Below are 20,106 nucleotides of genomic sequence, written 5' to 3' on the forward strand. Positions count from 1 at the left end.
TTTCACAGAATAGTTCGCCTTTGCTGCCGATGATGGCAGTTTTGCCGGGATGGTCTAAACCGGATATCAAGCGTGGTTCGCCTGCGTATCACGGCGTGAATCCGGGCTACCTGTGGAAACCCCATGAGCCAGACCCAGCACCTGATCATCTGTGAGTACTGTGACACGGTGTACCACCGTGCGCCGCTGCTCAAGCACCAGCGCGCCGTTTGCCAGCGCTGTGGCGGCGTGCTGTACCGGCACACCTCGCTGACCGTGCAGCAGCGGCTTGCCCTGAGCGTGACGGGTGGCATCCTGCTGGTGTTCGCCAACTTCTACCCGGTGATGACCATCGGCATGCAGGGGCTCACCCATTCCGCGACATTATGGGACTCGGTGCAGATCCTCAGCCACGGCAGTATCACCTTCATCGCCCTGGTCATGGCCTTGTCGATCATCTTTGCGCCGGTGCTGCAGATTACCCTGTTGTGCTGGCTATTGAGTTTCGCCCTGGCCGGCCAGCGCGCCCCCGGCTTTGCCCTGTGCATGCGCAGCCTGGAGAGCCTGCGGCCGTGGAGCATGCTGGAGGTGTGCCTGCTGGGGGCGATGGTGGCGGTGATCAAGCTGGCGGGGTTGCTCGATGTGATACCCGGCATCGGCCTGCTGGCCCTGGCCGCCCTGAGCATGCTGATCATCCATATCGCCGGCAAGGACATCCGCGACCTTTGGGAGCAGGTATGAATACCCCGGCCAACGCCGACGACCTGGGCCTGTGCCTGTGCCATGGCTGCGGCCAGGCCTGCGAACTGGGCAGCGGCAAGCACACCTGCGAGCGCTGTGGTGCCGCCATCCACCGGCGCAAGGCCAATGCCATCAGCCGCGGCTGGGCGTTTCTGCTGGCGGCGCTGGTTTTCTACATCCCCGCCAACCTGCTGCCGGTGATGCACACCGAAATGCTCGGCAGTGGCAGCGCAAGCACCATTGGCGGTGGTGTGCTGGAGTTCTGGGAGGCAGGGGCCTGGGACATCGCACTGATCATCTTCATTGCCAGCGTGGGCGTGCCGGCCATCAAGTTCTTTTCGCTCGGCCTGTTGCTGTTCACCGCCCAGCGCGGCTCTACCTGGGCTTGCCGACAGCGCTCGCAGCTGTACCGTTTCGTCGAGCTGATCGGCTACTGGTCGATGCTCGATGTGATGGTGGTGGCGCTGGTGGCGGCGCTGGTGCAACTGCGCGGGCTGGGCACCATCGAGCCGCGGGTGGGCATCCTGTTTTTCGGCATGGTGGTGGTACTGACCATGTTTTCTGCGATGAGCTTCGATCCACGCCTGATCTGGGATAGCCGTGCCAACGAGGGAGGCCGCATTGATGGTGCAACAGACTGACAAGCGCGAGGGCGCGGGGCAGGTTGAAGTGCACACCCGGCGCTGGAGTGTGTCGCTGGTATGGATCGTGCCGATACTGGCGATCCTGATCGGCGCTTCGCTGGTGGTGCGCAACTGGATGCAGCAGGGCCCGGTCATCGCCATTTCCTTCCACACCGGGGAAGGGCTGGTGGCGCACAAGACCCAGGTCAAGTACCGCAGCGTGGTGATCGGCGAAGTCACTACGGTGGACCTGGCCGACGACAAGAAGAGCGTGGTCGCCAAGGTCCAGCTGTCCAACGACGCCCGCGCGTTCGCCACCCAGGGGGCGCGCTTCTGGGTGGTGCGGCCACGCATTGGCGTGGGCGGCGTGTCCGGTGTGGACACGCTGCTGTCGGGCAGTTTCATCGGGGCGGATTCCGGCGAATCGAAAGTGCCGGAGAAGTCCTTTGTCGGCCTGGAGCTGCCACCGCCGATCACCTACGACGAAAAGGGCAAGCGCTTTGTGCTCACCGCCAGTGACCTGGGGTCGCTGGATATTGGCTCGTCGATCTACTACCGCAAGATCCCGGTGGGCGAGGTGGTGTCCTTTGCCCTGCAGGGCGATGGCAAGGGCGTGGAGATCGGCGTGTTCGTGCAGGCCCCCTACGACAGCTTCGTCACCGCCGATACCCGCTTCTGGAACGCCAGTGGCGTCGACATGCAGATCGGTGCCAACGGCCTGAAGATCGATACCGAATCACTGTCGTCGATTCTGGTGGGCGGGCTGGCCTTTGGCTCGCCCGACTTCGCCCCGCAAGCCGAGCCCGCTGCCGACCAGGCGCGCTTCCAGCTGTTTGCCGACCGCGACACCGCCCTGGCACCGCCCAGTGGCCAGGCGCAGTACCTGCAATTGCGCTTCGACCAGGCCATGCGCGGCCTGTCGGTGGGAGCGCCGGTGGAGTTCAAGGGGGTGGAGTTTGGCCGGGTCACTTCGGTCAAGCTCGACTACGATGCCACCCGGCAGACCTTCCCGGTGGTGGTCGATGCGGTGATCTACCCGCAGCGGCTGGGGCCGGTGCACCGCAAGATGCTGTCCGTGTTCAAGCATGCCGAAGGCGACATGGATGGCGCACGCCGGCTGATCGGCACTTTCGTCGAGCACGGGCTACGGGCCCAGGCGCGCAGCGGCAACCTGATCACCGGGCAGATGTTCATTTCCCTGGACTTCTACCCCGATGCCCCCAAGGTGGCCTTCGACAAGACCGCAGACCCTATCACCATCCCCACCTTGCCCGGCAGCCTGGAGCAGTTGCAGGAACAGCTGCAGCGGGTGGTGGAGCGCATCAGCAAACTGCCGCTGGAGAGCATCGCCAACAACCTGGACGGCAGCCTGCGAGAGTTGCGCGCCAGCCTCAAGCAGTTCAATGGCCAGACGCTGCCGGACGTGAAGGTGGCGCTGGACGAAGTGCACAAGACCCTGCGCACGGCCAATTCGGCCATTTCCGAGGACTCGCCGCAGCGCGAGCGGATGGGCGAAACCCTGGACGAACTGGAGCGCATGTCGCGTTCGCTGCGTGACCTTGCCGATTACCTGGGCCGGCACCCCGAGTCGCTGATACGCGGCCGGCCGAAAGCGGCCGCTGCCGCCGACCTTGAACCCTGAGGAGACAGCCGATGCATCGACTGCGCAATGTGTGTGGCGCCGGCCTGCTGGCCGTGCTGTGGGGCTGCAGCAGTACCCCGAACAACTATCACACGCTGGTACCGAGCGAACCGGTGCGCGACGGTGGCCAGCGCATCCAGGTGGCGAGGGTGGCCGTGCCGCCGCAGGTGGACCGCCCGCAGTTGGTGGTGCGGCAAGGGCAGAGCGGCCTGGCCATCCTCGAGACGGAGTGGTGGGGGGCCAACCTGGTGGATGAGTTCCGCAGCGCCTTGCAGGACCAGTTGGGCGGGCCGGTGGGTGGCGGCAAGGCGTTGCTGCGGGTGGACGTGCAGCGCTTCGATAGCGTGCCGGGGCGCTATGCATCGTTGGAGGCGGTATGGCGCCTGACGCGCCCGGGTGCGGCCGAACTGACCTGCCGTACCTCGCTGCAGACGCCCGCGGACAACAGCATCGCCAGCCTGGTCAATGCCCACCAGGCCAACCTGCGCAAACTGGCCGAGGCGGTGCGGGGGAGTGCCCGGCAGGGCAGCTGTTCTACATCTGCCTGAGCATCTCGCCGACCGTTGTAGGAGCGGCCTTGTGTCGCGAAAGGGCCGCAAAGCGGCCCCAGCAATTGTTGCTGTAACGCTGAAAGCCGGGGGCCGCTTCGCGGCCCTATCGCGACACAAGGCCGCTCCTACACAGAGCGCGCTTCTGCGAATTTCCCGAATTTCCTTCATACATTTGTACAGGCCAGCGCCTGCGCACCTGTTTTTTTGCGATAGGCCATGCGCTGGCCCCTGCATACCCTTGCGAAGCGGCAATGTTGATTACTAATAATAAAAGGAGACAACCAATGCCGATTCAGTCGGAGCATGACCCGCGTCTCAAGCGTGCCCTCAAGACCCGGCACATCAGCATGCTGGCCCTGGGCGGTGTGATCGGGGCCGGTCTGTTCGTAGGGTCCAGCGCGGTTATCGCATCAACCGGCCCGGGTGCCTTCATCACCTATGCCATCACCGGCCTGATCGTCGCGCTGGTGATGCGCATGCTCGGCGAAATGGCCGCCGCGCACCCGGCCAAAGGTTCGTTCGTCGACTACGCCCGGTTGGCCTTCGGGCGCCCGGCCGGGTACATGACCGGTTGGCTGTACTGGTACTTCTGGGTGATCGTGGTCGGCTTCGAGGCCGTGGTCGGCGGGCAGATCATCAATGCCTGGCTGCCCGATATCCCGGTGTGGGCCATTGCCCTGGGCCTGATGGTCGGCATGACCTTGCTCAACCTGATGTCGGTGCACTCGTTTGGCGAGGCCGAATACTGGTTCGCCGGCATCAAGGTCGCGGCCATCGTGGTGTTTCTGGTCGTGGCCGGGTTGTACGTGTTCAACCTGTGGCCTGGCTCCAGCGCCAGTTTTGCCAACCTCACCCAGCATGGCGGCTTCCTGCCCCACGGGGTGGGTGCGTTGTTCACCGGGGTGGTGGTGGTGATCTTCTCCATGACCGGTGTGGAAGTCGCCACCCTGGCAGCGGCCGAATCGGAAGACCCGTCGCGCAACATCCGCAAGGCGGTGAATACGGTGATGCTGCGCATCCTGGTGTTCTTCGTGCTGGCGACGTTCTTCATCGTGGTGGCACAGCCATGGACCTCGATCACCCCCGGCAAGTCGCCGTTCGTGACCACCCTGGAGCATATCGGCATTCCCGGCGCAGGCGACATGCTCACCGTGGTCATCCTGGTGGCGGTACTGTCGGTACTCAATGCCGGGCTGTATACCTCGTCGCGGTTGCTCTATGTGCTGGCCTCCAACGGTGAGGCGCCACGCTGGGTGGCCAAGGTCAGCGGCAATGGCGTACCCGTACGCGGGGTGATTGCCTCGACCTTGGTGGGCTATGGCTGCGTGGTGATTGCGGCGCTTTGGCCGGATACCGTGTTCCAGTTCCTGATCAACTCGTCCGGCACGGTGTTCCTGTTCGTCTACCTGGTGATCTGCCTGTCGCAGCTCAGGCTGCGGCGCAAATGGGTGGCGGAAGGTACGCTGAAGTTCGCCATGTGGGGGCATCCGTGGTTGCCGTTGCTGGTGACCGGGTCGATCGTGGCGGTGCTGGTGAGCATGGCCTTCGACCCGAGCATGCGGGTGAGCCTGGGGCAATGCGTGGTTGCGATTGTGGTGATTGCGGTTTCGTATGCGATGGTGCGGGGGCCGCGGGGGCAGCAGCCTGGTGCAGAGGTTGGGTTGAACTGAGGTGTATTTGGGGCCGCTTTGCGGTCCATCGCGACGCAAGGCCGCTCCTACAAGGGATCGCACCAGGTCGGACCTGTATGCGATCTCCTTGTAGGAGCGGCCTTGTGTCGCGATAGGGGCGCAAAGCGCCCCCAAGGGCCTAGACCAGATGCTCGAACAGGTCGGTATTCTTCCCCGCCTGAATCGCAATCCAGAACCGCGCAATCCCGCCGGTAGTGGTCGGCTTGATCCCGGTAAGCTGCTCCACCAGTTTCAGCCGGTACACCAGCGTCTGCCGGTGAATCCCCAAATCATACGCCGTGGCCTTCCAGTTGCCGTCGTTGTGCAGAAAGGTGACCAACGTCTGCAGCAGCGCCGCACCCTGGGTGCGGTCATGCTCGATCAGCGGCCCCAGGTAACGCCCCACCAGCGCCCGCGCCTCGGCCAGTGACTTGGGCGCCATGATCAGGCCGGTTTCCGCCTCGCCATAACGCAGCTGCTGCGCGCCACTTTCCTCGGCCTGGGTCAGCGCCAGGCGGGCTTGGCGCACGCTCTCGCGAAAGCCGGTGGCCGCCGCGATCGGCCCGCTGATACCAATTACCGTACCCTCGCCGAGGTTGTGGCACAGCGCCGTCAGGCTTGGCGCGTCGTCACGGCTGATCGCCAGCAGCAGGCCTTTGTCGTCGAGCAGTAGTGGCGTGGAGTGATGCAGGGCAGGGGCCTGGTGGATGTCGGCGCTGCTCCACGGGCCGTGGCTGCCCGGCCTGATCGCCAGGCTCACCAAGGTGCCGACCAGGCCACGACGCTCCAGCATCGGCCGCGCCAGGCTGAACTCCGTCTCGCTGTCGAGCAGGCTGCGCAACAGCGCTGCGCCTTCTTCGCGCTGCTGGTCGCGGTGGATCATCAGGCGTTCCAGTTCCACCCCCAGCAAGCCGACCAGCGAGCGCACCAGGATGGCGTCATCCTGCGTGCGGGTGCCTTTGCGCGCCATCAGCAGGTTGGCGCGGGTGCGGCCGCCGATCGGGATGCTTTCCACCCGCTCGGCAGCCTGCGCGGCCCGGCGGGTTTCGACCACGGTGGTGCCGCTGGGGGCATCCTCGATGGCCAGGTCGAGGCCGAGGGTGTCGGCCAGGATCGCCAGGCGCCCAGCCATGTCGGGGGCTTTGCGCAAGGCGTCGGCGTAGGTCTGGAACAGCCGCTCGCTGGCGTTGAAACGCTCGCGCTGGGCCTGCAGCACGCTCTCGATCACGTAGTGCGACAGCTTGACGAACTCCAGTTCGAAGCTGCCATGCAGCACCGGGAACAACAGGCGGTCGGCGGCGGCCAGCAGTTCGCCGGACAGCGCCGGCGCATCGGCCCGCGGCGCCACCACCAGGGCACTGGGGTTGCTCTGCACCAGTTGCTCCAGCCAGCTCACCTGGTCTGCCGGGGCGCTGGGCAGGCCGACGGCGGTGGTCATCACCAGGTCGCCTGGCGATACCCAGCGCCAGGGGTCTGGCAAGTCGACGGTGTGGGCCCAGGTGATCAGCCTGCCGGTGCCGGCCGCGCCAGCCACGGCCTGCAACTTGAGCAGTTCGATATCGATCAGGTCCTGCACCGTGAGCATGGGCATCTCTCATTCCAAAGATGCGCCAAGCATGGCGTTTTACGCTGGGGCGGTAAACCTTTGTTCGCGGTGCAGGGCCAGTGGGGCTGCTTTGCAGCCCATCGCGACACAAGGCCGCTCCCACAGGACAGTGCGCATCCTTGTGGGAGCGGCCTTGTGTCGCGAAAGGGGCGCAAAGCGCCCCCGGCAATCCCTACCGCGCAACACTCAGTTCAGGTTCTTGCCACTACTGGCCGTCTCCCGCACCCGCTCGGCCTTGTCCAGCGGCAGGTGGTCGAACTCGCGCAGACCATCCTTGCGGTACGGGTCGCCAATCCAGCGTGGTGCCACCACGAACTGCGGGCTCACCAGGCTCTTGGCCGGTTCGTAACGGTCATAGCTCAGCCCGGCCAGGTCGGACAGGGTATGGATCAGGTGCGAGCTGCTGTAGGGGCGGTCGGCCATCGCCTGCAGGTCGCGCGGGTGCTCGGCCTGCCAGCTGGGCGAAGTCCACAGCAAGAACGGGATGGTGTACATCGGCCGGGTCGGCGCGCCTTCGTTGCGCCCCAGGCGGTCGTGGTTGCCAGAGCTGTACACATCTTCGCCATGGTCGGACAGGTACAGCAGGAAGCCATTGGAGGTACTGGCCGAGTAACGCTTGATCAGGCTCGACACCACGTAGTCGTTGTAGCGCACCGCGTTGTCGTAGAAGTTGTAGGTTTCCACCTGGTCATCGGTCAGCTTGCCGGGCACCCCCTGGCGGTCTTTGAAGTGCGCGTAGTCGTTCGGGTAGCGGTAGCGATAGTCCATGTGCGTACCCAGCAGGTGCACGATGATGAACTTGTTCGGCGCCGGGTCCTGCAGGGCCTTCTCGAACGGCGTCAGCACCACGTCGTCGTACTGGCTGGCATTCTGGTTGCGCTGGTTGTTCAGGTACACCGGCGCGTCCGTCTGCTGCGAGAAGGTGGTCAGCATGGTGTTGCGCTTGGTCATGGTCTGCTGGTTGGTGATCCAGAAGGTCTTGTAGCCGGCCTGTTTCATCAGGTTGATCAGCGACGGGTCGGTGAGGAAGCGGTCCGGGTTCTGCTCGTCGCCGAAGGTGAGGATCTGCTGCATCACTTCGATGGTGTACGGGCGTGGCGACACCACGTTGCGGAACACCGTCAGGCTCTTGTCGCTGGCGGCCAGCGCATCGAGGTTGGGCGTGGTGTCGCGGTTGTAGCCGTACAGGTGCATGTGCTCGCGGGTGGTGGATTCGCCCAGCACCAGCACCAGCGTGCGCGGCGCTGCACCGCTGCTGTCACGCAGGTTTTGCAGGGGCGGCAGCGCGGCGTTCTTGGCCAGCAGCTCCTGCATGTTGTCCAGCTGCTGGCGGTACTGGCGGTAGCCGACCAGCAGTTGCCAGGGCACGGCGGGTTCCATGCGCTGCTGCACCTTTTCCGCCGCGTCGGCGAAGCTGCGTTCCTGGGTGACCATCTGCTTGTAGAACGGGTACACCAGGTTGGCCAGCAGCAACAGGGCGACCACCGGCAGGCGGCTGCGCAGCGGCAGGCTGACCGGGCGTACGCGCTTCCACAGCAGCACCGCCACCAGCGTGTACAGCAGCAGTGCCAGGCCCAGCCAGGCGCTGAAGTACTGGCTGAAGTACTCACCGGCCTCGGCGGTGTTGGACTCGAACATCACGAAGATGACGCTTTGCGAGAACTCCTGGCGATAGATGCCGAAGTAGCTCAGGCCCACCAGCGAAGCAGCCCACAACACCAGGCCGATGACCGCTGCCGTGGCGCGAGTGAAGCGCGGCAGCAGCAGTACCGGGGCCAGCCACAGGCTGCTGAGGAAGAATGCATCGCGAAAACCGGCGAACCCGGTGGTACCACTGAACAGCAGCAACGCCTGGGTCACGCCCGAGAAGTACCAGAAGAACAGCAAAAGCCAGCCCAGGCCGGCCCAGTCCACGCGTTTGGGCGAGGAGGGGGATGGAGTGTGTGACACGTATGCCTCGTCGTACTTGGCGGCCAGCGGATGTGCCCGTGGCCGGAAAGGGCGTGACGCTAATCTGCCGAGCGTGAAAATAACGTCAACGAGACGCTGGCCCAGGCAAGGTATGATGTGTTCAGCCAAACCGGACTGACAGGTCGAGTGAGAATGAACCGTCGCAAGAAGATCAAGCAGCTACTGCAGGCGCATGCCAAGAAGGCCAGCGCCAAGCTGGCGCCGCGCAAGCCCAAGTACATTTGCAAGGCCGACCGTTTGAAGATGGAGGCCGAGGCGGCGGGGGATACCCCCACCTGACTGGCGCGGACCTTGTAGGAGCGGCCTTGTGTCGCGATCGGGCCGCAGAGCGGCCCCACGATTTCAGCATTGAAGCAGATATCGCCGGGGCCGCTCTGCGGCCCGATCGCGACACAAGGCCGCTCCTACAGGGGGCGCGTTGGCTGCTTGCGGTCAACGGCGATAGTAGCGGTGGTCATCATTGTAGCGGTGGTGCATGGCCCGCTCATGGCGGTGCTCCCAGTCGCGGCGCCGTTCCCAGTCGCGTCGGCGTTCCCAGTCTCGCCGGCGCTCCCAATCACGGCGGGCCTGCTCGCGGCGCCATTGTTCGCGGCGCCAGTCGCTGCGGTGGTCATGCCAGCGGTCGTCATCGTGGGCCAGCAGTGTGGCTGGCTGTTCATCGGCCACACTGGCCACCCTGGACCAGGGGTTGCCGGCAGGCTGCAACGGTGATTGAACCACCGGGGCTGCCACTACGGGCGCCTTCATTTGTGTTGCCGATGCCGTGCCCATCGCCGCGAACGAGAACAGGCCGAGCAGCATCAACCTTGCGACATGTATTTTCATGAGCGAAGCCAACCTCTGATAACAATTGAGCCATCTGGCCAGCAGGTGGTCGGCGAAGCTTGTCTCGCGTTCCGCTACCTTTCTGTGCCTCCCACATAGACCGGTAAACGGGAAAAAGTTCGCAGCGGCAACAAGTTGTAGAACTTCTGTGGCTCAAAACAGATAGTCGGTTGCGAGCAAGCTGAATTCGCGGTGCCGAATGATGCCGCTGACCAGGGCCAGATCATGGCGCAGCTCTCAGGAGCTCTCGTTGGCTATGCTCGCGTATACTGTGGCGCAGATCCGGTAGCGCAAACACCCTCCTTTGATTGGTTCAGGTACATGGCATCGAGCACCCTCGTCCAGAGAATCGTTTCTGAAATCCGGCAAAAGATTCAGCTGGGCGAACTGGCCCCTGGCGCGCACCTCAGTGCGCAGAAGGTGGCCGACAGCTTCCACGTGTCGCGCTCGCCCGCGCGAGAGGCGCTGACCACGCTCGCCGGGCAGAAACTGCTGGAGCAGATTCCCAACCGTGGCTTTTTCGTGCTGGAGATGCCGGGAGGTATGGTGCCGGGCAGTGATGAAGTCACCTCGCTGGAAGAGCCGCCCGAGTACTACCGGCTTTCCGAAGACTGGCTCAACGACGCCATCCCGGCGGAGGTAACCGAAAAGTACCTGCGTGACCGCTACGGCCTGACCAAATTCCAGGTCACCGACATACTCAACCGGGCGGCCAAGGTCGGCTGGGCGGAACCCAAGGCAGGCTACGGCTGGCGCTTTCTCGACGTGGCCAAAACCCCGGAAACCCTCGAGCAGATCTACCGAGTGCGTGCGCTGATCGAGCCAGCGGCGCTGTTGGAAAGCAGCTTCATCGGCGACCTCGAGGTGTTGCGGCGGTTGAAGAAAGAGCAGAGCGACCTGCTGGCCGGTGGCATCGATACCTTGCCTGCAGACATGCTGCTGAAGTCGGGCATTCGTTTTCATGAGGAGTTGATCAAGCTGTCGGGCAACCCACTGTATCTGATGATCCTCAGGCAGTTGAACAACATGCGCCGGTTGATCGAGTACCGCTCGATGATCGACCGCAAGCGGCTTTATACCCAGTGTGCCGAGCACCTGCGCATGGTCGAACTGGTGGAGGAAGGGGATAACCTGGAGGCGGCGCACCTGATGAAACGCCACCTCAGTGGTTCGTTTGCGCGCAAGTCGCCGATCCTGGAGCTGCGCAGGGCGGCGCAGGGGCAACTTGTGCCGAACGTTGTTGTGGAAATCTGAACCTTGGGGCCGCTTTGCGACACAAGGCCATTCCCACAGGTACAGCGCTGTATTTGGGACCTGCGCGGTATCTGTGGGAGCGGCCTTGCGTCGCGATAGGGCTGCGAAGCAGCCCCGGCACTCTCAAGGCTCAACCGCTGCCCGTCGCCCCAACCACACCTTCAACAGCGGTTCCGCACACAACATCACCAACACCAGCCGCATGATCTGCATCGCCGTCACCATTCCCGCCCCAAGGTTCAACGCCTCCGCCGTCAGGTACATCTCGGTGGTACTTCCCGGCATCATCCCCAACGCCAGCGACAACAACCGGCTACCCGACAACCAGGCAAAGCCCCAGGCGAACAGGAAGGTGCAGCCAATCATCGCCAGGGTGAACGCCACCACCTTGCCCAGATACAGGGGGGAGCGTCGGAAGAAGCCGCGGTCAAAAAAGCTGCCCAGCGCACAACCGATCATCAACTGGCCGTAATGGCTCAACTCCACCGGTAGCGCCATGCGCAGATCGAAGCATGCCGTCAGCGCCGCACACAAGGTCATCGGCCCGAACATCCACGGGTTCGGCAGCCCCAGACGCTTCCATGACAAAGCCACCAGCACCCCACCGGCCAGCATCGGCCCCAGCCACTGCCAGTCGGCCGGCAAGCGTGGCTGCGAGGTGCCGGGGGCCGCGTGCATCAGCAGGAGCATCGCCGGTGGCACGCTGAGCACGATCAGCACCAGGCGAATGCTGTGTGCTGCGGCGATCTGGCTGACGTTTGCCCGATAGCGCATACCCAGTTGGATCATCTCGGCGAAGTTGGCCGGCATGAAGGCGAAGTAGGCGGTGGTCAGGTCCATGCCGCGGCGGTGGATGAAAGCGATGCCAACCAAAGCCAGCAGCAGGGTGACGAAGGCGGCGGCCAGCATCAGCAGGAAATGCCTCGCAAGTTCGTGCACCACCGGCTGAGTGAAGTGCAGGCCGATGGAGGTTGCGATCAGCCATTGGCCGGACTTGCGGCCGTTGGGGATTTCGGCAATGGCCCAGCCGCTGCAGCGGATGATGATCACGGCAAGCATCGAGCCGATGATCCACGGTAGGGGCCAGTGGGCGGCGCTGGCGAGTAGTGCGCCGGCGGTGCCTGTCAGCGGGGTGGCCCACCAGGTTTTCAAGGTATTGAGCATGGGGTCCCCTGGTGTTTGTTGGGGGGCTGCTTTGCAGCCCATCACGACACAAGGTCGCTCCTGCGGGAAAACGCGGGTCCCCTGAAGCAGCCTTGTGTCGCGATGAGGCGCAAAGCGCCCCCATGATTCGCCGACGCAACGCGTCACTTGACGGAATACTGCCGCCGCAACTCAGCCACCTGCTCCGGCGTCAAGGTGCGGAACTTGTGCTGGAAAATCAGCAGAAACAGCTGCGCAGTTGCCTCCAGCTCTTCCGTGGCATCCACCGCCGCATTCAGGTCGCTGCCCGCCACCACCGGCCCGTGGTGGGCCAGCAGCATGGCGTGGTGCTTGCCCGAAAACGCCCGCACCGCCTCGGCCAGTGCCGGGTCGCCAGGTGCGTAGTAAGGCACCAGCGGCAGCTTGCCGACGCGCATGGCGTAGTAGGCGGTGATGGCCGGCAGCAGGTCGTCCGGGTCCAGCCCGTCCAGCACAGATACCGCCACCGAGTGCGTCGAGTGCAGGTGCACCACTGCGCCACTGGTGGGCCGCTCCTGGTACATGGCCAGGTGCAGCATCAGCTCCTTGGACGGCTTGTCGCCGCTGACATGGCGACCCTCCCAGTCGAGCTTGGTCAGCCGTGCCGGGTCCAGCCGGCCCAGGCTGGACCCGGTGGGGGTGAGCAGCCAGCCATCGTCCAGGCGCACGCTGATATTGCCGGTGCCGCCGTGGGTCAGGCCGCGGTCGTACATCGACTTGCCCAGCAGCACGATCTCTTCCCGTTGCTTGCTTTCGTTCATGGTGCCAGCTCCAGTGCCTGGGTGAAGAAGTCGGGGCCACCGAAGTTGCCCGACTTCAATGCCAACGCCACGGGCACCTGGCCCAGTCCGAGGGTCCAGGGCACGCCAGGGGCTATCGATGGGCCGATGCGCAGCGCCTTGACGCCCAGGGCCTTGACCACCGCTCCGGAGGTTTCGCCACCGGCGACCACGAAGGTGCGCACGCCCAGTTCCTGCAGGCCGAGGGCGATCTGCGCCAGGGCGCGCTCGACAATTTCCCCGGCGGCCTCAACGCCCAGCCGGGCCTGCACGGCCTTGACCGCGTCCGGCTGTGCGCTGGCATAAACCAGCACAGGGCCTTGGGCCAGCAGTGGCTGGGCCCAGTCCAGCGCTTCAGTCACCAGGTCATGGCCTTCGGCCAGGCGCAGCGGGTCGATGGCGAAGCTGGGTTTGCCGCTGTCGTGCCAATGCGCGACCTGACCATTGGTGGCTACCGAGCAACTGCCAGATAGCACGGCAGCCAGCCCATCGACCGGGGGCAGGTCTGCCGCACAGGCGGTATCGGCCAGCAGGCCGGCGCGCTTGTAGTTGTCCGGCAGGCCCAGGGCAACGCCCGACCCACCTGTGATCAGCCGTTGTTCGCTGGCGGCTTCGCCAATGACCGTCAGATCGGCGTTGCTGATGGCATCGACGATGGCATATCCGAAGCCACCCGCTTGGGCATCGGCCAAAGCCAGGCGCACGGCTGCGGCACCTTGGCTGACAGTGGCATGGCGGACCAGGCCGACTTTGCGCGGCGTTTGCTGTTGCAGCACGCGCACCAGGTTGGAATCGGCCATCGGCGTGAGCGGGTGGTGGCGCATGCCGGATTCGTTCAGCAACGTGTCGCCGACGAACAGGTGGCCATTGAACAGGGTGCGTTGGTTTTCCGGGAAGGCCGGGCAGGCCAGGGCAAATGGCGTGTCCAGTGCGTCGAGCAAGGCATCGGCCACCGGGCCGATGTTGCCTTGCGCCGTGGAGTCGAAGGTGGAGCAGTATTTGAAGAAGTACTGCCGGCAACCGGTGGCCTTGAGCCAGGCCAGAGCCGTCAGGGATTGTTCGACTGCCTGTTCGGCGGGCAGCGTGCGGGTTTTCAGGGCGATGACGATGGCATCGACATCGGCGTCGATCGGTCCGACGGGTACGTCGATCACTTGCAGGGTGCGCATGCCGCCACGCACCAGCATGCTGGCGAGGTCGGTGCCGCCGGTGAAGTCGTCTGCGATGCAGCCCAGAATCGGTTGGCTCATGGCCAGTTCCTCCAGCCCGGCACCGAATGCGCAGGGCTCGGAACACAGGCCTGTGTGGGGGTAGGGAAGGGCGCTTGGCGGCACGCACGGGCGTGCCGCCAACTTGGGTCAACCGGCGATGGCTTCGGCCACGGCCTCGCCAAAGGCGCGGCAGCCCAGTTGGCCACCGAGGTCGGCAGTGCGCTTGGCCGGGTCTTCCAGCACAGCGTCCACGGCCTGTTCCATGGCCTTGCCGGCTTCGAACAGCGCCGGCTTGCCATGGTGCTCGCCCATCCACTGCAACAGCATGGCCACCGACAAGATCATCGACACCGGGTTGGCCTTGTCCTGGCCGGCGATATCGGGCGCCGAACCATGCTGGGCCTGGGCGCAGCAATGGATGTCGCTGGCCATCATCGAACCGGCCAGGCCCAGGCTACCGGACAGCTCGCTGGCCAGGTCGCTGATGATGTCGCCGTAGAAGTTGGTCGCCACCAGCACATCGAAGCGCTCCGGGCTGCGCACCAGGTGGGCCGTGGAAGCATCCACCAGCAGGTCGTCCAGTTGCACTTCGGGGAAGTCCTTGGCCACGTTGCGCACGCATTCCAGGAATAACCCGTCGGTCATGTGGAAGCTGTTGGCCTTGTGGATCGCGGTGACCTTGCGCTTGCGCTTCATCGCCAGTTCGAAGGCGCGGCGGGTGATGCGCTCGCAGCAGTGCCGGGTGATCTTGCGGGTTGACAGGGCCATGTCGGGCGAGGGCATCACTTCACCCCAGCCACGGCTCATGTTGCGGTCCGGGTAGAAGCCTTCGGTGGCCTCGCGCATGATCACCAGGTCCATGTGCTTGCCCGGCTTCATGTTGGATTCCAGGAAGCTGCGGGTACGCGCCGGGCGTACGTTGGCGTACAGGTCCAGGCCGATGCGGAAGCCCGCCGAAACGTTGCGACCGCCTTTCTCCGGGGCCGGGTAGTCGGCATGGGACTGGGTGCCGAGGATGATGCCGTCGTAGGTCTTGGCCTTCTCCAGCACTTCGTCGCGCAGGGTGGTGCCGTACTTTTCCAGGCTGGCGAAGCCGACGTCGTCGTAATCGAACGACAGGCCCAGGTCGAACTTGCGGTTGGCAGCGTGCAGTGCCGCCATCGACGACTCCACGATCTCGGGGCCGATACCGTCGCAGGGAAGAACCAGAATTCGCATCACACTCTCCTAACCATTTTTATTCGGGCGTTCTATTGAGGATCAAGGCGCTTCATCGACGTCGCTCGATAGTGTACGTCGTGATTACGAAATACATTAAAGGCCAGCCGACAAGCGGGTTTTCGGTGCCATTGGTTGTGCATCTTGGGTTGGCGTTATTCGCTCGACTTTGCATTTTATTGCATGCAAAACCAATTCATGCAACATTTGTTTCGGCTACGGAGCTACTGAACAAAGGAGAGCGCAACATGATCAAGACCACGGACCTGTGCGACGAACTGGGCGAGCGGGCGCGGGTGCTGGCGCCGGTATTCGTCGACTTGGGCGGCAAGCGCGACTTCCAGGGGCGGGCGGTGACGGTGAAGTGCTTCGAGGACAATTCACGGGTCAAGGAGCTGAGCACTCAGCCAGGGCAGGGCAAGGTATTGGTGATAGATGGTGGTGGCAGCGAGCGTTGCGCGCTGTTCGGCGACCACATTGCCGAAGACCTGGCGCGCAACGGCTGGGCGGTGTGCTGGTGTACGGCCATGTGCGCGACAAGGCCGTGCTGCAGGGGCTGCCTCTGGCGATCAAGGCCTTGGGCGTGACCCCGCGCAAGTCGGTCAAGCGCAACGAAGGGCAGGTGGGCCTGAGCGTGACGTTCGCCGGGCAGACCATCGCCGCCAGTGACTGGCTGTATGGCGACGATGATGGTGTGGTTGTGCTCGACGCGCCGTGCGCCTAACCCAGGTCGGCGACCGCCAGCGCCTGTTTCAAGTCCCGGGCTTCCTGGGCTTCGCGGGCGGCCTTGAGGCGGCTGACCACGTCGAGGTGCTGGCGCAGAAAGGCCGCTGCCTCTTCGCGCCGGCCTTGTTCAATCAGGTCGAGCAGCTGGATGTGTTCCTTGCACTGGCTGATCAGCCGAGGGCGGTCGACGTTGGACTGGTAGGCCATGAACCGGCGCAGCTGGTTTTGCCGGCGGATCGCTTCAAGGAAGAAGGTGTTGCCCGAGCAGCGCACGATCAGTTCGTGCAGTTGCGAGCCGATCTGGAACAGTTGCGAGCGGGACAGGGTGAAGATATCGCCATCGAGCAGTTCCTGCTGGATGCGCCGCGCCTTGGCGAAGGCAGCGCTGTCGACCTTGTAGGTGGGCTCCAGCAGCGCTGCCGGCTCGATAGCCATGCGGAAGCGGTAGCTCTGTATATGCGCTTCGGAGTCATGCAGGAAGCTGTTGATGCTCCAGCCCTGGCCCGGGTTGCGTTCGATCATGCCTTCGTTGGCCAGGCGATTGAGCACCTTGAGCAACTGGCCGCGTGGTACGTCGTACTTGCGCAGCAACTCGGCCTCGAAGAACGAGGTGCTGATCTCGCCGGCCAGTACATCGTCGACCACGCGCAGGTAGAAGTCTTCGAAGGTGTCGACGTCCAGCGGCAACTTGCGTACGTCGATGTCGCGGGCATCGCGGGTGAGAAAGTAGCCGCGGTTCGGCTCCTTTACTGCCAGGCCGAGGTCTTCGAGCAAGGCAAAGCCGCGGCGCACCGGCGAGCGCGATACACCCAGTTCCTTGGCGAAGGCTTCTTCGCGCAGCGGGTCGCCAGCGCGCATGGAGCGGGCTCGGGCCATGTCGAGGATTTTCGGTGCGAGTTGGCCGGCGAGGTCCGTTTTTATCTTGGAGGTCATGTCCTGGCGCTTCGAGCAACGGGCGGCGAGCCGCAAAAAACAGCCGGGCAACCCCCGGCCGGAAACATCATCCCTGGCAAGCCTGGCTTGCCGTCAACAATGTTTGCACCCCGGAGAACGCATGACCAGCACCAAACGCATTTTTCTCATACACGCCACGCCCGTGGCCATTGCGCCGATCAACGAAACCTTTGCCCGGCTGTGGCCCGAGGCCGAGCTGTGCAACCTGCTGGAAGACTCGCTGTCGCGCGACCTGCGCAGCGCCGGGCAGTTGACCGACGACCTGAAACGGCGCTTTTGCGAACTGGCCCGCTACGCCCGCGATGCTGGCGCGCATGCGGTACTGTTTACCTGTTCGGCGTTTGGCGAAGCCATCGAGTCGAGTCGCCGGGAGTTGGATATCCCGGTGCTCAAGCCTAATGAGGCGATGATCGACGAGGCACTGGGGCAGGCGCGCACGATAGGTATCCTTGCCACCTTCGAGCCCAGCATCGGTTCGATGAGTGAGGAGTTTGCCAAGGCGGCCGACGCGCGTGGTGTGCAGATTCGCATTGTATCGGGTGCTTGCCCGCACGCGCTGGAAGCCCTGCACCAGGGCGATGCAGCCCGGCATGACCGCCTGATTGCCGACCTGGCCGGGCAGATCGAGGCGTGCGATGTGCTGTGCTTTGCCCAGTTCTCCATGACCCGGGCCGCGGAAGGTGCGCGCTATGCCAGCGGGCGACCGGTGCTGACTACGCCAGATAGTGCGGTGCTGATGCTGCGTAGGCTTCTGGAGGCTTGACACTCGACTGGGCCATGCGGGCTTCAGTTACTGCCTATTTAAGTTCAAAAATGCATTTTTGTTTTCGTCGGGCATGCGAAATAAATTGTACTGTGTTGGCTTGCAAAACAATCAGGCTTCGCGTTAAGTAGTCAGCAACCGCCGCCACCGGTGGCCAGCAATGCTCCCCACAAAAACAATACGGAGTACACCCATGAGCAAACGTATCGCCTACGTCACCGCGGGAATGGGCGGCCTTGGCACTGCCATCTGCCAGCGCCTGGCCCGGGATGGTTTCACCGTCGTGGTCGGCTGCGGCCCTGCATCGCCACACAAGGACGCCTGGCTGGCCGAGCAGAAACAGCACGGCTTCGACTTCATCGCCTCGGAAGGCAATGTCGCCGACTGGGACTCGTGCCAGGAGGCCTTTGCCCGTATCAAGCGCGAAGTCGGCCCGGTGGATGTACTGGTGAACAACGCCGGCACCGCGATCAACGTGGTGTTCCGCGACATGCAGCCCGGTGACTGGAGCACGGTCATCGATACCAACCTCAATTCCCTGTTCAACGTCACTCGCCAGGTCATCGACGACATGGTCGCCCGTAGCTGGGGCCGGGTAATCAATATTTCCTCGGTCAACGCCCAGATCGGCCAGGTAGGCCAGGTAAACTATTCCACCGCCAAATCGGCGATTCGCGGCTTCACCCGCGCGCTGGCCCGCGAAGTTGGCGCACGCGGGGTGACGGTGAACACCGTATCGCCGGGCTTCATCACCACGGCCAAACTGCGCTCGGTCACCAGTGCCTCGGTGATGGACCGCATCATCCAGGACATCCCCGCGCGCCGCCTGGGTACCCCGGACGAAATCGCCGCCATTTGTGCCTGGCTGGCATCTGACGAATCGGGCTATGCAAACGGGGCGGATTTCTCGCTCAATGGCGGCCTGCACATGAGTTGACGGCGCAGGCCGGCTGCCTGCCGCTTTACCTTGATGCGTCTCTTCGGCGCTGACTCATAAAAACAATTGTATTTCAAGTCAAGGTGATACAAATGCTGTCAATTCTTGGATACGGCATGATCGTGACCTTCATGGCCCTGATCATGACCAAGCGCCTGTCGCCGCTGGTGGCCATGACTACGGTACCGATTTTATTCGCGCTGTTCGCAGGCTTCGGGCCGGACATGGGCGACATGATGATCGAGGGGCTGCGCAAGGTCGCGCCCACGGCGATCATGGTGATGTTCGCCATCCTCTACTTCGGGGTGATGTTCGACACCGGCCTGTTCGACCCCATAATCAAGAAGTTCATCCTGCTGATCGGCGGCGACCCGATGAAAGCGGTGGTGTTCGCCGCCCTGCTGGCGGGGCTGGTGTCGCTCGACGGCGACGGCTCGACCACCTACATGATCACTGTCACGGCCATGTTGCCGCTGTTCAAGCGCATGCGCCTGGACCCGCTGGCGCTGACCTGCGTGGTGATTCTTGCCGCCAGCGTCACCAACCTGCTGCCCTGGGGTGGGCCGCTGGCCCGTGCCGCCGCCTCGCTGCAGGTGGAAACCGCCGAACTGTTCCTGCCGTTGATCCCGACCCTGATCATCAGCTTCCTCGGCGTACTGCTGCTGGCCTGGTTCATCGGTACCCGTGAACGCCAGCGCCTGGGCCGCCTGCCGCAGTCGTTGGGCGCGGCCGCCACGGTGTTCGACGATACCGACAACGAGGCTACGCCGTCGCTGTCGGAAGAAAACGCCGAACTACGCCGGCCCAAGCTGTTCTGGCTGAATGCCGGCTTGACCATCGCCCTGATGGCTGGCCTGGTGCTGGAAATCCTGCCGCTGGCGATTCTGTTCATGGTGGCGTTCTCGATCGCCCTGGTGATCAACTACCCGCACATGCAGGACCAGCGCAGGCGCATTTCTGCCCACGCGCCGACGGCGTTGAACCAGATCGCCATCTTCCTCGCTGCCGGCATCCTCGCGGGCATCCTCTCGGGCACCGGCATGGTCGATGCCATGTCCAAGAGTTTCCTCGACATGCTGCCGGCAAGCTGGGGGCCGTACATGGCACCGATTACGGCGTTGGCAAGCATTCCCGGCACCTTCTTCATGTCCAACGACGCCTTCTACTACGGGGTACTGCCAGTGCTGGCCAAGGCCGCCGAGGTGTACGGCATCACCCATGCCGAGATCGGCCGTGCCTCGCTGGTCGGCCAGCCCATCCACCTGCTGAGCCCGCTAGTGGCCTCGACCTACTTGCTGTGTGGCCTGGCTGGGGTAGAGTTCAGTGACCACCAGAAGTACACGCTGAAATGGGCGTTCGCGCTGTGCATGCTGATCATGTTCGTGGCCATGGGCTTTGGCCTGTTCCCATGGAGCGCTGGCTGACCCGCGCCGATCAACACCGGGGTGGCCGCAGGCTGCTCCGGCTTCTGCCT

General features: G+C 63.9%; 18 protein-coding genes and 1 pseudogene. 11 read left to right on the forward strand and 8 right to left on the reverse strand.

The genetic code is table 11. The features are described 5' to 3' along the window. Positions 1–123 precede the first annotated feature (123 nt). From CAG00_RS01595 to CAG00_RS01620, 5 genes are all read left to right on the forward strand, one after another. Positions 124–720, forward strand: coding sequence for a paraquat-inducible protein A (locus tag CAG00_RS01595; RefSeq protein ID WP_025338639.1), 597 nt, complete (start codon positions 124–126; stop codon positions 718–720). Continuing rightward, positions 717–1,361: a paraquat-inducible protein A gene (locus tag CAG00_RS01600; protein WP_085592668.1), complete on the forward strand. Its 645-nt coding sequence runs from the start codon at positions 717–719 to the stop codon at positions 1,359–1,361. The genes CAG00_RS01595 and CAG00_RS01600 overlap by 4 nt, the downstream gene beginning before the upstream one ends. Continuing rightward, complete coding sequence (locus CAG00_RS01605) at positions 1,345–2,985, forward strand: intermembrane transport protein PqiB (protein WP_085663282.1); 1,641 nt, start codon at positions 1,345–1,347, stop codon at positions 2,983–2,985. Before CAG00_RS01600 ends, CAG00_RS01605 begins: the two co-directional genes overlap by 17 nt. Before the next feature lie 11 nt (positions 2,986–2,996). Continuing rightward, positions 2,997–3,533, forward strand: coding sequence for a membrane integrity-associated transporter subunit PqiC (locus CAG00_RS01610; protein ID WP_085663283.1), 537 nt, complete (start codon positions 2,997–2,999; stop codon positions 3,531–3,533). Between the two features lie 287 nt (positions 3,534–3,820). After that, positions 3,821–5,206 (forward strand): amino acid permease, encoded by a 1,386-nt coding sequence (locus tag CAG00_RS01620; RefSeq protein ID WP_085618504.1) that lies wholly within the window; start codon positions 3,821–3,823, stop codon positions 5,204–5,206. A 139-nt stretch (positions 5,207–5,345) separates the two neighbouring features. Here the strand turns inward: CAG00_RS01620 and CAG00_RS01625 are convergent, their stop codons facing one another. After that, positions 5,346–6,797 (reverse strand): PucR family transcriptional regulator, encoded by a 1,452-nt coding sequence (locus CAG00_RS01625; protein WP_256578925.1) that lies wholly within the window; start codon positions 6,795–6,797, stop codon positions 5,346–5,348. 201 nt (positions 6,798–6,998) lie between these two features. Next, the gene (locus CAG00_RS01630) at positions 6,999–8,762 is read right to left on the reverse strand and encodes a phosphoethanolamine transferase CptA (RefSeq protein ID WP_085663286.1); all 1,764 of its coding nucleotides are present in this window, start codon (positions 8,760–8,762) and stop codon (positions 6,999–7,001) included. A 153-nt stretch (positions 8,763–8,915) separates the two neighbouring features. Here CAG00_RS01630 and CAG00_RS01635 point away from each other — a divergent pair, with 153 nt between their 5' ends. Beyond that, complete coding sequence (locus CAG00_RS01635) at positions 8,916–9,062, forward strand: DUF2986 domain-containing protein (protein ID WP_023662626.1); 147 nt, start codon at positions 8,916–8,918, stop codon at positions 9,060–9,062. Positions 9,063–9,215: 153 nt separating this feature from the next. On the opposite strand, the gene CAG00_RS01640 is transcribed toward CAG00_RS01635, so the two are convergent. Beyond that, complete coding sequence (locus CAG00_RS01640) at positions 9,216–9,584, reverse strand: hypothetical protein (RefSeq protein ID WP_075044839.1); 369 nt, start codon at positions 9,582–9,584, stop codon at positions 9,216–9,218. Positions 9,585–9,929: 345 nt separating this feature from the next. Between CAG00_RS01640 and CAG00_RS01645 the strand changes: the two genes are divergently transcribed. Continuing rightward, a complete protein-coding gene (locus CAG00_RS01645; protein ID WP_075044840.1) occupies positions 9,930–10,862 on the forward strand; it encodes a GntR family transcriptional regulator in 933 nt (310 codons plus the stop codon). A 123-nt stretch (positions 10,863–10,985) separates the two neighbouring features. Here the strand turns inward: CAG00_RS01645 and CAG00_RS01650 are convergent, their stop codons facing one another. The 4 genes from CAG00_RS01650 to CAG00_RS01665 all read right to left on the reverse strand — a co-directional run bounded on the left by CAG00_RS01650 (position 10,986) and on the right by CAG00_RS01665 (position 15,252). Next, complete coding sequence (locus CAG00_RS01650; protein ID WP_085663287.1) at positions 10,986–12,026, reverse strand: AbrB family transcriptional regulator; 1,041 nt, start codon at positions 12,024–12,026, stop codon at positions 10,986–10,988. Positions 12,027–12,169: 143 nt separating this feature from the next. After that, positions 12,170–12,805, reverse strand: a complete 636-nt coding sequence (gene otnC, locus CAG00_RS01655; protein ID WP_085663288.1) for a 3-oxo-tetronate 4-phosphate decarboxylase — start codon at positions 12,803–12,805, stop codon at positions 12,170–12,172. After that, positions 12,802–14,073: a 3-oxo-tetronate kinase gene (gene otnK, locus CAG00_RS01660; RefSeq protein WP_085663289.1), complete on the reverse strand. Its 1,272-nt coding sequence runs from the start codon at positions 14,071–14,073 to the stop codon at positions 12,802–12,804. Before otnK ends, otnC begins: the two co-directional genes overlap by 4 nt. A gap of 108 nt (positions 14,074–14,181) precedes the next feature. After that, positions 14,182–15,252: an isocitrate/isopropylmalate dehydrogenase family protein gene (locus tag CAG00_RS01665; RefSeq protein WP_085663290.1), complete on the reverse strand. Its 1,071-nt coding sequence runs from the start codon at positions 15,250–15,252 to the stop codon at positions 14,182–14,184. Positions 15,253–15,500: 248 nt separating this feature from the next. Between CAG00_RS01665 and rraA the strand changes: the two are divergent. Continuing rightward, positions 15,501–15,976 (forward strand): annotated as a pseudogene (gene rraA, locus CAG00_RS01670) (ribonuclease E activity regulator RraA). On the opposite strand, the gene CAG00_RS01675 reads toward rraA, so the two are convergent. Continuing rightward, positions 15,973–16,911: a GntR family transcriptional regulator gene (locus tag CAG00_RS01675; RefSeq protein WP_075044845.1), complete on the reverse strand. Its 939-nt coding sequence runs from the start codon at positions 16,909–16,911 to the stop codon at positions 15,973–15,975. The pseudogene rraA and the gene CAG00_RS01675 sit on opposite strands and share 4 nt — an antisense overlap. A 121-nt stretch (positions 16,912–17,032) precedes the next feature. On the opposite strand from CAG00_RS01675, the gene CAG00_RS01680 reads away from it, so the two are divergent. From CAG00_RS01680 to CAG00_RS01690, 3 genes are all read left to right on the forward strand, one after another. Continuing rightward, positions 17,033–17,695 carry an aspartate/glutamate racemase family protein gene (locus CAG00_RS01680; RefSeq protein ID WP_075044846.1) on the forward strand — a complete coding sequence of 221 codons (663 nt, stop codon included), beginning with the start codon at positions 17,033–17,035 and terminating at the stop codon, positions 17,693–17,695. A gap of 193 nt (positions 17,696–17,888) precedes the next feature. Further along, on the forward strand, positions 17,889–18,632 hold the full coding sequence (gene phbB, locus CAG00_RS01685) for an acetoacetyl-CoA reductase (protein ID WP_085663291.1): 744 nt from the start codon (positions 17,889–17,891) through the stop codon (positions 18,630–18,632). 92 nt (positions 18,633–18,724) lie between these two features. Continuing rightward, positions 18,725–20,056, forward strand: a complete 1,332-nt coding sequence (locus CAG00_RS01690) for a CitMHS family transporter (protein WP_085663292.1) — start codon at positions 18,725–18,727, stop codon at positions 20,054–20,056. Positions 20,057–20,106: the final 50 nt, after the last annotated feature.

It is taken from the genome of Pseudomonas sp. B5(2017), assembly GCF_002112825.1.
In the GTDB taxonomy this organism is placed as follows: Bacteria; Pseudomonadota; Gammaproteobacteria; order Pseudomonadales; family Pseudomonadaceae; genus Aquipseudomonas; species Aquipseudomonas putida_Z.

What these genes read in the sequence shown, in the direction of transcription:
- CAG00_RS01645 (WP_075044840.1), top strand. Translation starts at nt 9,930, where the DNA reads ATGGCATCGAGCACCCTCGTCCAGAGAATCGTTTCTGAAATCCGGCAA.
- CAG00_RS01600 (WP_085592668.1), top strand. Translation starts at nt 717, where the DNA reads ATGAATACCCCGGCCAACGCCGACGACCTGGGCCTGTGCCTGTGCCAT.
- phbB (WP_085663291.1), top strand. Translation starts at nt 17,889, where the DNA reads ATGAGCAAACGTATCGCCTACGTCACCGCGGGAATGGGCGGCCTTGGC.
- CAG00_RS01635 (WP_023662626.1), top strand. Translation starts at nt 8,916, where the DNA reads ATGAACCGTCGCAAGAAGATCAAGCAGCTACTGCAGGCGCATGCCAAG.
- CAG00_RS01680 (WP_075044846.1), top strand. Translation starts at nt 17,033, where the DNA reads ATGACCAGCACCAAACGCATTTTTCTCATACACGCCACGCCCGTGGCC.
- CAG00_RS01640 (WP_075044839.1), bottom strand. Translation starts at nt 9,584, where the DNA reads ATGCTGCTCGGCCTGTTCTCGTTCGCGGCGATGGGCACGGCATCGGCA.
- CAG00_RS01625 (WP_256578925.1), bottom strand. Translation starts at nt 6,797, where the DNA reads ATGCCCATGCTCACGGTGCAGGACCTGATCGATATCGAACTGCTCAAG.
- CAG00_RS01595 (WP_025338639.1), top strand. Translation starts at nt 124, where the DNA reads ATGAGCCAGACCCAGCACCTGATCATCTGTGAGTACTGTGACACGGTG.
- otnK (WP_085663289.1), bottom strand. Translation starts at nt 14,073, where the DNA reads ATGAGCCAACCGATTCTGGGCTGCATCGCAGACGACTTCACCGGCGGC.
- CAG00_RS01610 (WP_085663283.1), top strand. Translation starts at nt 2,997, where the DNA reads ATGCATCGACTGCGCAATGTGTGTGGCGCCGGCCTGCTGGCCGTGCTG.
- CAG00_RS01675 (WP_075044845.1), bottom strand. Translation starts at nt 16,911, where the DNA reads ATGACCTCCAAGATAAAAACGGACCTCGCCGGCCAACTCGCACCGAAA.
- CAG00_RS01665 (WP_085663290.1), bottom strand. Translation starts at nt 15,252, where the DNA reads ATGCGAATTCTGGTTCTTCCCTGCGACGGTATCGGCCCCGAGATCGTG.
- CAG00_RS01620 (WP_085618504.1), top strand. Translation starts at nt 3,821, where the DNA reads ATGCCGATTCAGTCGGAGCATGACCCGCGTCTCAAGCGTGCCCTCAAG.
- CAG00_RS01605 (WP_085663282.1), top strand. Translation starts at nt 1,345, where the DNA reads ATGGTGCAACAGACTGACAAGCGCGAGGGCGCGGGGCAGGTTGAAGTG.
- otnC (WP_085663288.1), bottom strand. Translation starts at nt 12,805, where the DNA reads ATGAACGAAAGCAAGCAACGGGAAGAGATCGTGCTGCTGGGCAAGTCG.
- CAG00_RS01690 (WP_085663292.1), top strand. Translation starts at nt 18,725, where the DNA reads ATGCTGTCAATTCTTGGATACGGCATGATCGTGACCTTCATGGCCCTG.
- CAG00_RS01650 (WP_085663287.1), bottom strand. Translation starts at nt 12,026, where the DNA reads ATGCTCAATACCTTGAAAACCTGGTGGGCCACCCCGCTGACAGGCACC.